Annotated in this window: 7 protein-coding genes and 1 pseudogene; 6 read left to right on the plus strand and 2 right to left on the minus strand. The window is 70.4% G+C overall.

Features of this window, described 5'->3' with window-relative positions:
* The first annotated feature begins 501 nt into the window (after positions 1–501).
* From HNR22_RS00245 to HNR22_RS00265, 5 genes are read left to right on the plus strand one after another with little or no spacing between them, the layout of a single operon-like run.
* Complete coding sequence (locus HNR22_RS00245) at positions 502–1,377, plus strand: DUF4132 domain-containing protein (protein ID WP_179778457.1); 876 nt, start codon at positions 502–504, stop codon at positions 1,375–1,377.
* A complete protein-coding gene (locus HNR22_RS00250; RefSeq protein ID WP_179778458.1) occupies positions 1,374–6,104 on the plus strand; it encodes a hypothetical protein in 4,731 nt (1,576 codons plus the stop codon). Before HNR22_RS00245 ends, HNR22_RS00250 begins: the two co-directional genes overlap by 4 nt.
* Positions 6,101–7,216: an AAA family ATPase gene (locus HNR22_RS00255; RefSeq protein ID WP_179778459.1), complete on the plus strand. Its 1,116-nt coding sequence runs from the start codon at positions 6,101–6,103 to the stop codon at positions 7,214–7,216. Before HNR22_RS00250 ends, HNR22_RS00255 begins: the two co-directional genes overlap by 4 nt.
* A complete protein-coding gene (locus tag HNR22_RS00260; protein ID WP_343059620.1) occupies positions 7,209–10,655 on the plus strand; it encodes a DUF5682 family protein in 3,447 nt (1,148 codons plus the stop codon). The genes HNR22_RS00255 and HNR22_RS00260 overlap by 8 nt, the downstream gene beginning before the upstream one ends.
* Positions 10,652–12,454 carry a hypothetical protein gene (locus HNR22_RS00265; RefSeq protein WP_179778461.1) on the plus strand — a complete coding sequence of 601 codons (1,803 nt, stop codon included), beginning with the start codon at positions 10,652–10,654 and terminating at the stop codon, positions 12,452–12,454. The genes HNR22_RS00260 and HNR22_RS00265 overlap by 4 nt, the downstream gene beginning before the upstream one ends.
* Positions 12,455–12,885: 431 nt before the next feature.
* Here HNR22_RS00265 and HNR22_RS00270 read toward each other — a convergent pair.
* Both HNR22_RS00270 and HNR22_RS00275 read right to left on the minus strand, forming a co-directional pair.
* Positions 12,886–13,707, minus strand: a pseudogene (locus HNR22_RS00270) (site-specific integrase); the annotation flags it as partial.
* Positions 13,707–13,913: an excisionase family DNA-binding protein gene (locus HNR22_RS00275; RefSeq protein WP_179778462.1), complete on the minus strand. Its 207-nt coding sequence runs from the start codon at positions 13,911–13,913 to the stop codon at positions 13,707–13,709. The pseudogene HNR22_RS00270 and the gene HNR22_RS00275, both read right to left, overlap by 1 nt.
* A 132-nt stretch (positions 13,914–14,045) precedes the next feature.
* Here HNR22_RS00275 and HNR22_RS00280 point away from each other — a divergent pair, with 132 nt between their 5' ends.
* The gene (locus HNR22_RS00280) at positions 14,046–14,387 is read left to right on the plus strand and encodes a hypothetical protein (RefSeq protein ID WP_179778463.1); all 342 of its coding nucleotides are present in this window, start codon (positions 14,046–14,048) and stop codon (positions 14,385–14,387) included.
* The last annotated feature ends 460 nt before the right edge of the window (positions 14,388–14,847 follow it).

Below are 14,847 nucleotides of genomic sequence, written 5' to 3' on the forward strand. Positions count from 1 at the left end.
ACCTTAACAGCAGGCGATTTCGGACAGGCAGGACATTGTTCCCGGCCTGTGCCGCGGTCGGCTCTTCTGGGCGCAACTTCGTGTTGCCGACCGCCGACGGCGAGCCGCTCACTAACCGGATGAACTCGGTTGCGAGGTCCTGCCGCAGATCGTCGAGCTTCAAGAGTTTTCCCGAGCTCCGCCCGCCAGTTCCGTGACCCGTCGCCCTGCCCTGCATTGTTCTGGTTGGTCATTAAGTTGGGGCAGTCCGATAGATCGCGACCGCGTCGGTGCGTTCGGCTTCTTCGAGCATCCAGTCAAGCGTCCGTCGAGGGAGAAGCAGTTGGCCATCAGACTGTGGAGATGCTCTGCCGGCATGTATCCGTAGAAGGTGGCGTTACCGCCATCGAAGACGGTGACCTGCGCACGCGAACTCCTGCTGCACCCATCGGGGCACGGTGATCTCGAGTGTCGGTCGCGGATGGCAGAATCCCGCTCACTGCGCGGCGGGAGGAGATCAACATGGGCTGGCTGACGGCCGGTGCCGACTACGAGGTGAGCCTGGAACGCGGGAAGGTGATCGCGCGTAACCGCCAGGGCAGGCTGCTCAAAGGCCTACCGAAGGCGTTGCGTGACACCGACGTGGTCGTCGGCTTGCGGCAGCTCTCGGAGTGGTTGAAGCGGCACGAGGTTTCCTGCCGGCGGGAGGTCGAGCAGTGGATGGTGCGGTCGCTGCCCGTGCCGACCACCGTCATCTGCGAGGTATGGGCAGACGAGGCATGGCGGACGTCGCTGCGTGATCTGGTCGTGGTGCCGATCGACGGCGCGGGGCGATGGGACACCGACCGCGCGGGGCTGCTGCGTGACGCGGACCCCGAGAAGGGTCTGGGTGTGGTGGACCTGGACGGCGAGAGCGGCCGGATCACCGCCGTGCAGGTTGTTCTGCCGCACCCGGTTCGTCTGCCTGATCTGGCAGATCTGCGGGAGTTCGCCGCAGACCTGGGGGTGCGGCAGGAGACGCTGCAGCTGTTCCGGGAGGTGTGGGCGCTGCCGGAGTCACTCGACGACCGGCGGCGTGACCTGCCCCGATACGCCGGGGCCCGCTACAAGGAGTTGCGCCACGTGCAGGCGCGGGCGACGTCGGCGGGCTACCGCGTGCAGGGTGGCGCCGCGTCGGTGCGGGTGTGGGAGGACGGCGTCTCTATGGTCGCGTCGGTGTGGATCGGCGAGGGCGATCCGCTGTACGAAACCGAGACCGGCCCGCTCTATTTCACCGACCCGGAGGGGGAGGCGGTGGCGTTGGCGGCTGTGGGGCCAGTGGCGTGGTCGGAAGGGATGCGGATGGCGGCGAATCTTCACGCCGGACGGGTTGTCGACGAGGACGGTGAGCGTGCGTGAGTGAGACGCTGTTGGAGGCGGGGGCGATCCTGCCTGGCGGTGAGGCGCAGACCGGACGTGACGTGATGGCCGCGCGTCGCTACACCCATCCGGCGCTCACAGGTCGGACCGTCGTCCGTCTGGCCGGGGCGACGCTGGGCGAGGCCGAGGACCTGTCGATGGAGTTCCTCGGCTTCAGCCGTACCGCCGAACCGACGCCGGTGGGCACGGCCCGGCGGCAGTCGCTCGGCTTCCCGGCCTGGGCGTTGATCAATGATCCGGCGAATGGTCGGCACGCGCTGGCAATGGTCAAGGACATGGCCCGGCTTGCGCGAACCGCCGCCTCCAAGCCGGGTAACGCCCGCGAGGGTTACCAGCAGCTTGCCGCCCGGTTGGGTGCGGCGGCGCCGCATTTCCTGCCGACGTTCTGGGAGGAGGCCGGGCGGGCGTTCCGCGCCGCCGACAACCCGCGGATGGCCGGCGGCTGCTTCGCCGAAGCCCGGCGGGCCGAGCAGGTGCACGGGCTGCCAGTGGACGAGGAGCGGCTGCGGGAGGTGCATCTGGAGTTCGCCTTCGCGGGTGCGCTGACGGCGAAGATGCTGACCGAGTACTCCCGCGCGGTCGCGACGCGGCGGCCAGCACCCGAGGCGTACGAGCTGGTGCGGACCCTTGCCATTCGTCGCGTCGCTGGCGGGCTGCCGCCGTACGCCGGGATGGCGGAGGATCTGCGGCGGCTGGCAAAGGCGGCCGGCGTGGACGTTGAGGAGCAGGCCGAGGCGGTGGTCCGGCAGTTGCTGGCGTTCCCCGCGATGACGCGCTCGAGCGAGGCGGTGTGGAAGGCGTACCGCAAATCCCTGATGCGGCTGGCCAAGGATGACCCGGCGGTGCGCTCGCGGTTGGTGGATATTTTTCCCGAGCCGCCCGGTTGGTCCACGGATGTCACCGACTTCTGGCTGGAGCTGCTGGACGCGGCGGGCACGCTCGATCTGCTGCGCGACGAGGCGGCGACGGTGTCCGCGGCGCGGTGGTTGGAGCGGCTGATGGCGCTGCGGGAACGGCGCAGCCGGCGTCGTTGTGAGCGGCTCATCCGCGTCGTGGCGGACTTGGTGCCGCGGCTGCGGGCGGAGGGCCGGCCGGTGACGTTGTGGAGCGGCTTCGCTCACCGGGCCGACCTGGACGTCCTTGACGTGTGCCTGGCTGGCGGGGTACCGGTGGTGATTGACAGCGACAGCGGTGCGTTCAACGTGTCTGCCTGGGTGCACGACGTCGGCCCCGGCCGGCGGGACCTGCATGCCGTGGCCGCCGACTCCAGGTGTCGGGTGCTGCTGACGCGGGGGGCCGCCGACGCACTGTCGGAGCTGCACAGCAGGCAGGGGTCGGGGCCACTGCCGGCGCAGCTGGTCACTGAGACGCTGGGAGCGGCCGGCCTGCGGGAGGTGCTGGCCGAATTGCTCGTCGAACGGGCTGCCCGGGTGCGGGAGGGTACCCTGATCGGCTTGGACGAGGCGCTGTCCCAGCTCGCGGCCGTGTGGTCGCCCGCCGGTGTGGCGTTGGCCCCGGACGCATTCACCGCCCTGGCGAAGGTCGACGTGCCTGCGGTACTCGCCCGGTCGCTGCGGGCCGGCCTGGTCGCGGAGCTGTCCTGGCCGGCCTACGAGCAGGTGGCCGAGGACAAGCTCAGCCGACGCTTCGGCGACGGTTGGCCCCAACTGGTGGTGCACGACAACCGGACGGCACACGTCGTCGACGTCGACGTCCCGACCAATGAACACATCTTCCGGTATCCGCCCTCGGACAGCCCGTACGCGCGCAACTCCCACGCCGACACCACCTGCCGGCTGGTCAACGGACAACTCCTGGTCACCTGGTACAGCACTGGCGGCCGGCTCGTCGGCTACTGGTCGGCCGACCCGGACGAGCTGATCGACCCCGGCCAACCGACCGACCACACCCCGTGGGGCCGCCGGTCGCTGCCGATGCCGTTGCCTAATGGCGCGACGACCACGGGCAGTCGGCCCTGGCACGCCGGGGACACCGGCAGTCCGGCCGCGACGTATCCGGTCGCTGGTGACGGCGTCTCGTTCTGGCGCTGCGAACAGCCCGCCGACCCGACGGCCGTGGAGCGGCGCTGGCGGGAGTACGACCCGGCGACGGGCGAGGGTGGCCGATACAGCCTTCCCGCGTTCTTCGCCGCCGATCTGCCCCCGGGTACGACCCTCGTCGCTGATTTGTGCGAGTTGCGGCCGGCGCCGGCACAGTTCGCCTCGTCGCCACTGGGCTGGCGCGACGGGCTGGTCGGGTGGCGGGTGACCCGCCTGCCGGACGGAACGCAGGTAGGGGAGGGCGTTGACGGACGGCGGGTGTCCTGGCATTCGAGCGCGGTCCGGGCCAGCCGCAACCCGTTCCACGGCGACGCGCTGGTTGCCGGCCTCCGGCTACCGGGCAGCGACGCCGTGCTACCGGTGACCGGGCGGCCCCATCACCGGGCCGAGTTGGAGCTGACCGTCTGGAGTGCCGACGGCCGAGAACCGGTCGACCGGTGCCGACCATCCCGGCACCTTCCGCCGCTGGCCTGGTGGCACGCACTGGCCCCGCGCGATGTGCCGGGCTCGGCCCGGCTGCGGCGGATCGACGCCGCCGACGCGGCCCGGCTGATGGCAATCGACGACACCGTCACGAAGTCCACCGAGATCAACGCGGTGGCGCTGGCCCTCGTCACCGAGGTGCTGACGGAGGTGACCGACCCGGTGCTCCGTACCGCCCTGGCAGAGAAGGTGGTGCGCGCGGTACGGCTACGCCGGCGGCTGGAAGGGGTGCCGCAGCTGTTGGCGACCGAACCGGTCGACGAGACCACTGTCAACGCCGTCGCCGACGATCTACTGCGCACCGCCTGGTCCGGGCTGTTGCCGGCGGCACGATTCACCTACTACAGCGGTAGCGCCCAGACGCGGCGAGAGATCCTTCGCCAGATCAGCGCGGTCGCCGACCTCCTCACGGCCGGGACGATCGAGGACGTACCGCAGGCCAGCCCGACGTGGGTGGACGCGCTCGGCGGACTCGGCGCCCTGGCAGTCCGCGCCGCCGCGCCGGTCACCACTGAGCAGGAGCGCCTTGCGCTGACCCAGTTGCTGTCCACCCTGGCCGGTACCGTTCTGACAGACCCGGCACAGCCGGTGCGTGTGATCACCGCGACGTGGGACGAGGCGCCCCTGGAAAGCCACCGGGTCATTCAGCGCGACGGGGCCCAGGTCACGGTGTTGCTGCCAGAAAGCGGCCCCACCTGGTACGCCGGGCGAGGCAAGCAGTGGCGACGCACGGCCGTGCAGTGGTCCCCGAACGGAGGGTTCACCCCGCCGCCCGGTGCCACCGTCGAGGCGGAGACCGTCGCGGGCGGCTGGCGGGGCGCCGATCGCATCAGCGCGTTCTGCCGGCTGCTCACCGAGCAGGGCCCGGCCCCGTGGCGCGCGGAATGCGTCGACGACCTGGTGCAGCCCACCGGCATGACGCGAGCCGAGGCCGCCCTGCTGCTGGCCGGTCTTCCCGGCATCGACGACTGGCAGGCGAACTTCCTCACCGCCGACCAGCGGCGCATCCTCGGGGTGAACAGCACCCAGGCGCGCACCGCCCGCGACGCGTTGAAATCCCTGTCATACGGGCACCGCATCGCGCTGGTGGACGCGGCGATGCCGCAGGACCCGGCCGATCTGTGGCGGACAGGCCCGGACGTCGACCGTGTCGCAAAGGCCTGGCTGGCACTGCGCGGCGCCCGCGTCGTCATCGGCGAGCAACTGCTCGCCGACGCCACCCGGATCCTGCCCACAAACCGAGCGGCCGACATCCTGCAGACGATCGCCGACCCCGCACCCGGAAACTGGTTGACCACCGACGGGGAAAGCCAGCCCGGTGACTGGGGCCGACTGGAGACCACCGCCACTGACGGAACCCCGTTCGACGGCAACCACCTGTACGGATGCACGGTGGCACTGCTGTGGCTGGCCTACCAGCTGCCGTGGGGCGAACCGATGCGCGATGCTCTGCCTCGGGCGTTGGAGCTGTTGCGGCAGCGGTTGCGTAACCCGCGGCTGCTGATCGGCGCCGGACGACACGAGGTGGATGAGCCACCCCAGGTGGGACCGGCGCTCGTGGTCGGGCATTCCTTCCGGGACATGGTCGCGCACCACCTCGCCCCTGCCCGGCTCAGCGGACCGCAGGACCCGGCGGTCGGCTTCATCTCTGGCCCGGTCGCGGACACGCTGCGGCTGGTGCTCTCACCGGACATCGCCGCCGTGCTGTCCACCCCTGAGGGTGCCAGCGGCGAACACCGCGACCCTCGGGTCAGCGCACCCGACCTGGTCGACACCGTCGCAGCTCACACCGGCCTCGACCGGGATTCGGCCAGCCACTATCTGCAGCTGCTTGCCCTGCCGAACCCCACCGATGTCAACGTGCGCACCTGGAACGCGTGGAAGCCCGCCACCCTCAAGCACGCCCAGGCGGCGCTGCTCGACTCCGGACTGGTGGTGGCAGGCAAGCGGGAACGCGCCGGCCGCGGCGTCTTCCTGCCCGGTGGCTGGCTTGCGGCGAAGAACCCCAACCCGCCCATGGAGAGCTGGAAGCGGCCGCTGTACCTGTTCCTCAACGGGTTGACCCTGGTCACCCACGCGACGCCGGAGCTGTTCCGCCTCGCCTGGGATCGCGTGACCGCCGGTGACAAACCTCGCTACCTCGACCTGCAGGAGAAGGCGTGAACGTCCGACAGATCGACCCGCCGGAGCACCTGTACGCCGACGAGCTGGCGTTCCTGACTGCCGCCGACCGTGGTCCCCGCCCGCCCGGCTGGAAGCTGACCCCCCAGGCGGTAGTCACGTTCATCGCCGGCTCCGCCGGCCGCCCCGTCCAAGGCCCCGACGGTCGTCAGGTCACCATCGCGGCGAAGTTCGTGGGGGAGCGGGCCCTCATCGAGCGGTGTGTCGTGACCCTGGCCGGTGAGCGAGGCCTGCTGCTCGTCGGCGAACCGGGCACCGCCAAGTCGATGCTGTCCGAGCTGCTCGCCGCCGCCGTGTGCGGCACAAGTGCCCTGGCCGTGCAGGGTACGGCCGGCACGACCGAGGAACAGCTGCGCTACGGCTGGAACTACGCGCTCCTGCTGGCCAAGGGGCCGTCCCGGGAGGCACTGGTGCCCTCGCCGGTGCTCACCGCGATGACCACCGGTGCCGTCGCCCGGGTCGAGGAAATCACCCGCTGCCTGCCCGAGGTGCAGGACGCGCTGGTGTCGATCCTGTCCGACCGTCGGTTGGTCCTGCCCGAACTCCCCGACGACTCCGTCGCCTACGCGGCTCCTGGCTTCTGCGTCATCGCCACGGCCAACCTGCGGGACCGGGGCGTGTCCGAGATGTCCGCGGCGTTGAAACGGCGGCTCAACTTCGAGGTGGTGCCTCCGATCGCCGACTTCGACGCCGAGGTCGCCCTCGTCACCCGGCAGGCCCGCGCCGCCGTGGAACGGGTCGGCGCCGCGTACACGGTGGACGAGGCGGTGCTGGAGACCCTGGTGACCGCCTTCCGCGATCTGCGCACCGGCAGCACCGTCGAGGGCTGGGAGGTGGAGCGTCCGTCCTCAGTCATGAGCACCGCTGAGGCGGTCGCCGTCGCCGCGTCGATCGGCCTGTCCATCTCGTACCTGCCTGGCCCGGACCCGTTGTCGTTGCTCCCCGGGCACCTGGTGGGTGTGGTGCGTAAGGACGACCCGGCCGACCATGCGCGGCTGTTGGCGTACTGGGACGGCGCCCTGCGCCGCCGCGCCGAGGCCGGCGGCCGGATGTGGCGGCAGCTGTGGGAACAACGCGATGTCCTGCGTGACTGACGACAGCACCGCTGACGACCCGCGCGCCGCCGTCGCACGTCTCAGCGACACCGGCCGCGTCACCCTGATCGGAGTGCGGCATCACTCGCCGGTGCTCGCCGCGGCGATCCCCGCCCTGCTGGACGCGGCCGCCCCGGACGCGGTGCTGGTCGAGTTGCCCGCCGACATGCAGCCGTGGCTGACCTGGTTGGCGCACCCCGACACCCAGGCGCCGGTCGCCTTGGCCGCCGCCAGCGGTGACGAAGGCGGACCGCTCGCCTTCTACCCGTTCGCCGACTTCTCCCCGGAGCTCGCCGCGCTGCGGTGGGCGCAACGGCGAGGCGTGCCGGCCCACTGCTGCGATCTTCCGCTGAGCGACCCGGCGTGGCAGGAACGCCCGGCGGCCGTCGGACCACGGGTGATCGGGTACGCCGACAGCGTGCGAGCCACCCTGACCGGTCGGACCGGAGACGACCTGTGGGACCGCTGGGTCGAGGCCGCGGCCCCCGGCTCACCGCCCGAGGCGGTACGCCGGTCGGCGCTGGCAGTCGGCTGGGCGCTTCGCACCGATGACGCCGACGGCATCGGCGCCCTCGATCAGCGGCGCGAGGCGTGGATGCGGCAGCAGATCGCGGAGACCTCGGGCCGTCTCGCCGTCGTCGTCGGCGCCTTCCACGCGCCCGCCCTGACCACACCGGGACACCCAGCACCCACCACACCACCGACACCCGATGCCGAGGCGCCACGACGTACCCCGGTCATCTCTCTGGTGCCGTACTCGTTCGACCTGCTCGACGCGCGGTCCGGCTATCCCGCCGGGATCCGCGATCCTCGTTGGCAGCAGGCTGTCCACGATGCTCACGCCGATCCCACCGCGCTGGCCGCCCACCTGCGCGGTTTCGCCGTCGAGATCACCCGGCACCTGCGGGACCAGGGACACCCCACGGGACCGGCGGAGGCCGCCGAGATCACCCGGCTCGCCCACGATCTGGCCCGACTGCGGAACCTGCCCGCCGCCGGACGAGGTGAACTCGTCGAAGCGCTGCAGACCGTCCTCGCCCAGGGCGAACCGGCCGGCCGGGGCCGAGCGGTCGCCGCCGCCATGCAGCACACCCTGATCGGACAGCGCCGCGGTCACCCCTGCCCGGACACACCCGTCTGCGGGTTGACTCCCGCGACCACGGCTTTGCTGCACGAGCTGCGCCTGCCCGGCCCCGGTGACCCGCCCCGCACCGTTCGGCTTGATCCACTGCGTACCCCACTCGACCGGCGACGAGAGGCCACCCTGCAGCGACTGCTCGCCTGCCAGGTGCCCTACGCCGAGCCCGCAGAGACCACCACGGCCGAAACTCTCACCACCCGCTGGCGGCTGCACTGGCAGCCCGGCACCGACGCCGGGCTCGCCGCCGCCAGCCCACACGGTGTCACCCTCGCCCAAGCCGCCGCCGGCATGCTGAACACCCGGCGCCGCCGAGAGGTGACCGACGGCGGCCCCACCGCCGCACAAGCTGTCGCCGGGCTCGCCCGCGCCGCCGCCTGCGGACTACCCGACGCCGTCGACGTCCGCCTCGCCGACCTGCACACCGCCGTGACCGGCACCGCCACCCTCGCCGACCTCGCCACGGCCAGCCAACTGCTCCAGCGGCTGCACCGGGGGCACATCCCCGCCACCCCGTCACCGCCAGCCGCCCTCGACGAGCACCTGACACACCTGCACGCCGCGGCAGTCCGCGCCATTGACGGGCTCGCCGGATCCACCGACCCAGGGGACGCCCGCGCGCTGCTCGACCTTGTCCGGCACGCCGACGACAGCGGTCACCTGCTGCGCCTCGGCCACGCCGTCAGCCGCCTCGCCCGCGACGGATCACCGCTGATGCGGGGAGCGGCCCACGCCGTCCAGGTACTGCTCGGCATCGCCGCTCCCCACGAGTTCGGCGTGGTCCTGGCGTCCTGGACCGAGATGCCGGCCGCGGAATGCACCGACCGACTCCGCGGAGCGCTCAGCCTCGCCGGCGCCCTGCTCGAAGCCGGTGGGGACACACTGACCCCGCTGCTGAAGACCATCGACGGCTGGGACGACGACCACTTCATCCGCCGGCTGCCAGCGCTGCGCGGCGGCTTCGACGCGTTGAGCCCCGCCGACCGGGACCGTGTTCTGGACACCGTCCGTCGACGCATCGGTGATGTCGACGCGACGGTGAGCGTCGCACCGAGCCTGCTCGCCGACTGGCTCGCCGTCGACCAGTCGGGACGGCAGGCCCTGACCACCCTTGGACTGCCGCCGGGCAGCGACGACCACACCGCCGAGAAGTCGGCTCCACCACCGCCCCCGGCAGAACCCCGCCCGGCTCACCGGGCGCACGCGCTGCCCGCCGCGCAGCGCTGGCGGCTGCTGCTCGGCCGCCGCCCCGACGACCTGCCACCGCACGCCCGCCGACTCGCCACCGCACTCGACGAGCTGTACGGCAGCGGCAGGGGAGAAGGCTCCCACACCGCCGCCGGACGTGGCGGTGGGCGACAACCCGCATACCCGCAGGTGCGTGAGTGGGCCGACGACCTCGAAGCGCTGTTCGGCGCCGCGGTACGCGACGAGGTGCTCGCTCGCGCCGCCGAACGCGGACGTGCCGACGCCCTGCTCACCATCGCACCCGAAGACGTCCGACCCTCGGTGGAACTGCTGCACACCGTCCTGGCACTGGCCGGCGGGCTTCCCGAGGCGCGGCTCAACCGACTGCGCCCACTCGTCGCCAGGCTCGTCACCGAACTGACCGCGCAGTTGGCCCGACAGATCCGACCGGCACTGACCGGACTCGCCACACCACGACGTACCCGCCGACCCAGCGGGCGCCTCGACCTCGGCGCCACCGTGCACGCCAACCTGCACACCGCACACCTCGACTCCCACGGCGCAGTGCAGATCCGCCCCGAACGGTTCGTCTTCCGCAGCCGCGGTCGACGCAGCGTCGACTGGCAGGTCATTCTCCTCGTCGACGTATCCGGGTCGATGGAACCGTCCACGATCTGGGCGGCGCTCAGCGCGTCCGTCCTCGCTGGCGTGACGACCCTACGAACCCACTTCGTCACCTTCTCCACCGAGGTTGTCGACCTCACCGACCGGGTCGCCGACCCGCTCAGCCTGCTGTTGGAGATCAGCGTCGGCGGTGGCACCCACATCGCCGCCGCCCTGCGCTACGCCCGGCAGCTCGTCACCACCCCCAGCCGCAGTCTCGTCGTGCTCGTCAGCGACTTCGAGGAGGGACATCCCATCGGCGGGCTACTGGCCGCCGTCCGGGCACTCGCCGACGACGGGGTCACCCTGCTCGGCTGCGCCAGCCTCGATGATCGAGGTCAAGCCCGCTACAGCACCGCCGTCGCCGGGCAACTCGTGGCCGCCGGGATGCCCGTCGCCGCGCTGAGCCCCACCGAACTGGCCCGCTGGATCGGAGACCAGGTCCGATGAGTCTGCCCGCCGTCGCACCACACGTCGTCGCCGACGCTGTCGCCGCCCTTCCCACCCGGCTGCGGTCCAAGCTCGACCAGGCTATCGAGAAGCAGCCGTCCTGGACCATCACCACGTCCGACTCTGGTGCGTCGATCACCATCGACGACCACGTCACCGTCACCCTCACCGCCCCGGTCGACACCGCGGACGGAGCCGCCTGCAACTGCCTGCTCGCACCACGCTGCCTGCACCGAGCCGCGGTGCTCAGCGCCGCACCCGTCCTGACCACGCACCAAGACCACGCGGCCGCAGCCGCATCGGACGTGGCCACCGCCGAGGCCGTCGTGACCACCGAGGCCGACCCGCCCGACCCCGCCGCCCCGTCCGCCACCGCCGACGAGAAGGCCGCCGCCACCCAGGTACGCGACGTCGTTGCGCAGATCCTCGAACACGGGGTGGCAGGCGCCGGCGCGGTAACCCAGGCGGACCTGCTCCGCGCCATCCACCAGGCACGCGCCATCGGACTGCCCCGGCTGGCGACAGCCGCGACCAGAGTGGTTGAACAACTCCGTGCAGCCCGCCGGAGCACCCCCGGGTTCCGGCTGGCCGACCTCACCGAAGATCTGCGCGAGGCACTCATCGTCTCTCACCTCCTGAGCGAAGGCATCGGCGACCAGCGAGCCGCCCGAGGTACGAGCCGGCGCGGCTACGGCCCGGTCGGCGATCTGCACCTGTACGGGCTGTGCACCGAGCCGCTGCGCACCACCACAGGCCACATCGGCGCGATCAGCTACCTGACCGATGGCGATTCGACCATCTGGAGCCTGGCGCAGGCACGCCCCGGCGATGGCGACACAGCCCGCAACGCGGCTCGGGCAAGCGTGAACCTCGGCGACGTGACGATCAGCCACCGCGAGCTGGGCCGCGCCGGGATTATCGTCATCAACGCCCATGCGTCCGTCGACCGGCGCCTCAGCCACGGCCGGGAAGTGCAGGCCGTACGAACCACAGGCCGGACCTGGCACGAGGAACCAGCCGACGCACTCTGGCGGCAACCGGTCCCTGAACAGGCCGCCCGCTGGCTGAACGCCTTCGAACTCGCCCAACACGAGCGGCCCGCCGGTCACGACCTCGCCTTCCTCGACGGCGTCCTCGCCGCCGACCAGCGAGGTCTACTCCTGCAGACGGCGCAACTGCCGGGGCCGGTCATCGTCCTCGCTCCACACGATGATCCGGTGCTCCCGTACGTCGCGAACCTGCGCCTGCTCGCCGCCCACGCCACCGGCATGCCGGTACGGATGATCGGGCGCTTCCACGGACCCCGCCAGGTCCACGGTCTCGCCGTCGCCGCGCCCTGGCTGCCGGACCGCTTCGGCGGACACGTCGACCTTGGAGTCGACCAGCTCCAGCGCGCCGACCTACCCGACGCCGAAACCACGGAGCTTCCCGGCAACGATCAACCTCAACCGCCGCTGCATCTCCTCACCCACCACCTGCAACGAGTGGTCGCCGCCGGCCGCGCTGCCCTGGTGCCGGACGTCGACCGGGACGCGCGGGCGCTCCTGGACGCCCAACTGCCGACAGCCGCAGCCGTGCTGCGCGAACTACGGCGCGCGGGTCACCGACGTAGCCGCGACGCGTTCGGTCGCTTGAATCAGCAGGACTCCACCGCCCTCGCGGTGGCCTGGCTGACCGCTGCGGCCTATCAATACGCCGCAGCGGCAGCCGTAACCGCAGAATCATGGCAATCCAACCGGGGCTACGAGGTAGACGACAATGCTCACCGCGCTGAAGGCTCCGCCCGGCAGTCTTCCTGACGCTGCCACGTGCTATCCCGCGAGCAGCCGAGCCTCTGGGTCGCGCGCGACGCCGACAACATTCACGCTGGGCTGAGGCCAGCTTCCTCGACTCCACTTCGTAATAGCAGAACCGTCGGCCGGTATCGCCCCGAGTCATGGATACTGGGTCGCCGTCGCCCTTTGGGGCTTGAACCCCGACGACGCCGGCCGGCAGTAAGGGAGTCGAGGTGGCGGGGGAGTGGTGTGCGGGACTCCTTTACTCGTCCGGTCTATGCTTCAAGCGACCTGGACAAACGTGCGTGAGCATGCCGCTGGACCACCGGACTACTGGGGGTCAAGGGGTGGTCGGTTCGAATCCGGCCGTCCCGACGCAGGTCAGAGGCCATTCGGATTCTTCCGGGTGGCCATTTCTGATCTTGTACAGCAGCGAAGTACAGCAACGGCTCATTGATGTCGTGGTTGTCGCGGCAGTGCTCGCAGAACTTCTCGCCGTGGGCGGTGCACGGCTTCTGCCAGCCGTCCCAGTTGATGTGCTCCCAGGTGAGGCCGAGAACTTCTCCCTTACGTAAGCCGAGCACAAGGACCAGGACGTAGGCGGCGTAGAGGTAATCGTCGTCGTCGCGGGAGGCTTCCAGGAACGACCGAGCCTCCTCACTGCTCCACGACTTGCCCTTGCGGTTGCGGATCGGTGGGAGCTTCACCAGGGCTGCGACGTTCTTCGCGACCAGTTCCTCCACTTCGGCCTGGGAGAGCGCCGAGCGGAGGACGGCGCGGATTCCCTTGACGGTGCGAGCCGCGGGGAAGTCCTGGCAGCACCGGCCAACCGTGCAGTACTTGCGGTTCTTCGGTGGCCGGCGTTCGTCTTTCCCTTGCGCGGAGCACTGGCAGGTCTTCGCGACCTTGTTGAGCCAGGTCTGAACGTCTCGTACCGACAGCCGCCCGTCGAGTCGCTTGGCGCCGATGCCGGGAACGATGTACAGGCGGCTCAGCGTCTCGTACGTGGCGTAGGTCAGCGGGGCGAGATTTGGCTCTACGACCTCTGCTAGTCAGTACGTCATATAGCTCGCCACGGTGGGGACGTTCGTAGCGACAGGACCGGCCTTGGCTTGTTGGTGCAGCCTCACCCACTTGTCGTGGACCTCGTCGCGGGTCTTTCCGTAGACGTACTTGCGGTCCCGTTTGCCATCGGGCTTGGTGACCCAGACGTAGGCGGCGAACCCGTTTTGGTACGGGAAGATGGAGCCTTCGCCGTTGGCGCGTTTGCCGGACATCAGGCTGCGTCCTGGCGATCGATCTGGGTATGGATGTATTCATCGATCCACTCCGGCAGGATGCGGCGGTACTTGCCGTCCTTGACCGAGCGCAGTTCCCCGGTGGCAATCTTCATCTTTACCTTGGACAGACCGTAGCCGAGGATCGCGGCGACCTCAGCCGGGGAATGCCACTTCGGAATGATCCGAACCTGGTATCTATCCATGTGGTGCCTCCTTTGCGTGTTGGGGATGTGGGCCTGGTTTTCGGCGACGCCTTGACTAATAGGGAGAGCGGCGTCGGAGGACGGCTCGAGCGCAGCCGGAGGGGCCGTGAAGCGCCGCGTATGGTCCGTCTCGTGACCACGGATGAAGATCGGGCCCGCATCGCCGAGCGACTCGTGGCGTTACCGGTGCACGAGCTCATTGATGTCTTGCGCCGTGTCCTGCCGCAGTACACCGAGGACCCATACGGCATTCGAACGGCGTTGGTCCTGGCTGAAGCGACCGACTATGAGGACGAGCCAGGTCTTGAGGTGGAGTTGGTCGCCTGGCCCGACCGCGACTACTACAACGGTGGCCTTGGAATTGACCAAGGCTTGTGGGAACACGGTCATTGTGAAAAGTGCGATGCCGGGGTCGTTTCGAACGCAAAACGTGCGTACTGCCCGTATTGCGGCTCCAGATGCGGCCTGACCTGACCTCAACCGGTCCTGGATCCGTCCGTGGTTGGTGCGCTGTGGAGTTGTCAAGGCGGCCCGCTTCGCAGGCCGCTCGCGCCGCCGACCAGTGGCCGACCCAAACAGGTCGCCGCTCGGGGACCCCGCGCCCTTAGCGCAAGCGCACGGGCGCACCCCGAACGGTTGCAGCCCCGCCGGCGGCGCGACATACGAAGAAGCCCCGGGCCGCCAGGGTGATGGCAGATCCGGGGCTTCGATGTTGAAGGCGACCAAGGCATGCCTCCGGCGGGGCGCTCAGGCCTAGGATGGTTGGCGCCATCCCGGCAACCTTCGTCCGGGCAGAGCCGAGCAGGTGGGGCCTGCCCGGTCAAGGTCGTTCAGCCAGTAGGGGTGCTCCACCTTGACCGGGCAGGCCCCACCCACTCCACGGAGTGCGGACGAAGGCCGACGGGATGGCTGGGGGCGGGGCTTCTGCCGTTGA

The organism is Micromonospora jinlongensis (assembly GCF_013410645.1).
GTDB classification, from domain to species: Bacteria; Actinomycetota; Actinomycetes; order Mycobacteriales; family Micromonosporaceae; genus Micromonospora; species Micromonospora zamorensis.

Bases quoted from the DNA above. Each gene is read 5' to 3' on its own strand.
- HNR22_RS00245 (WP_179778457.1), top strand. From the start codon at position 502: ATGGGCTGGCTGACGGCCGGTGCCGACTACGAGGTGAGCCTGGAACGC.
- HNR22_RS00265 (WP_179778461.1), top strand. From the start codon at position 10,652: ATGAGTCTGCCCGCCGTCGCACCACACGTCGTCGCCGACGCTGTCGCC.
- HNR22_RS00275 (WP_179778462.1), bottom strand. From the start codon at position 13,913: ATGGATAGATACCAGGTTCGGATCATTCCGAAGTGGCATTCCCCGGCT.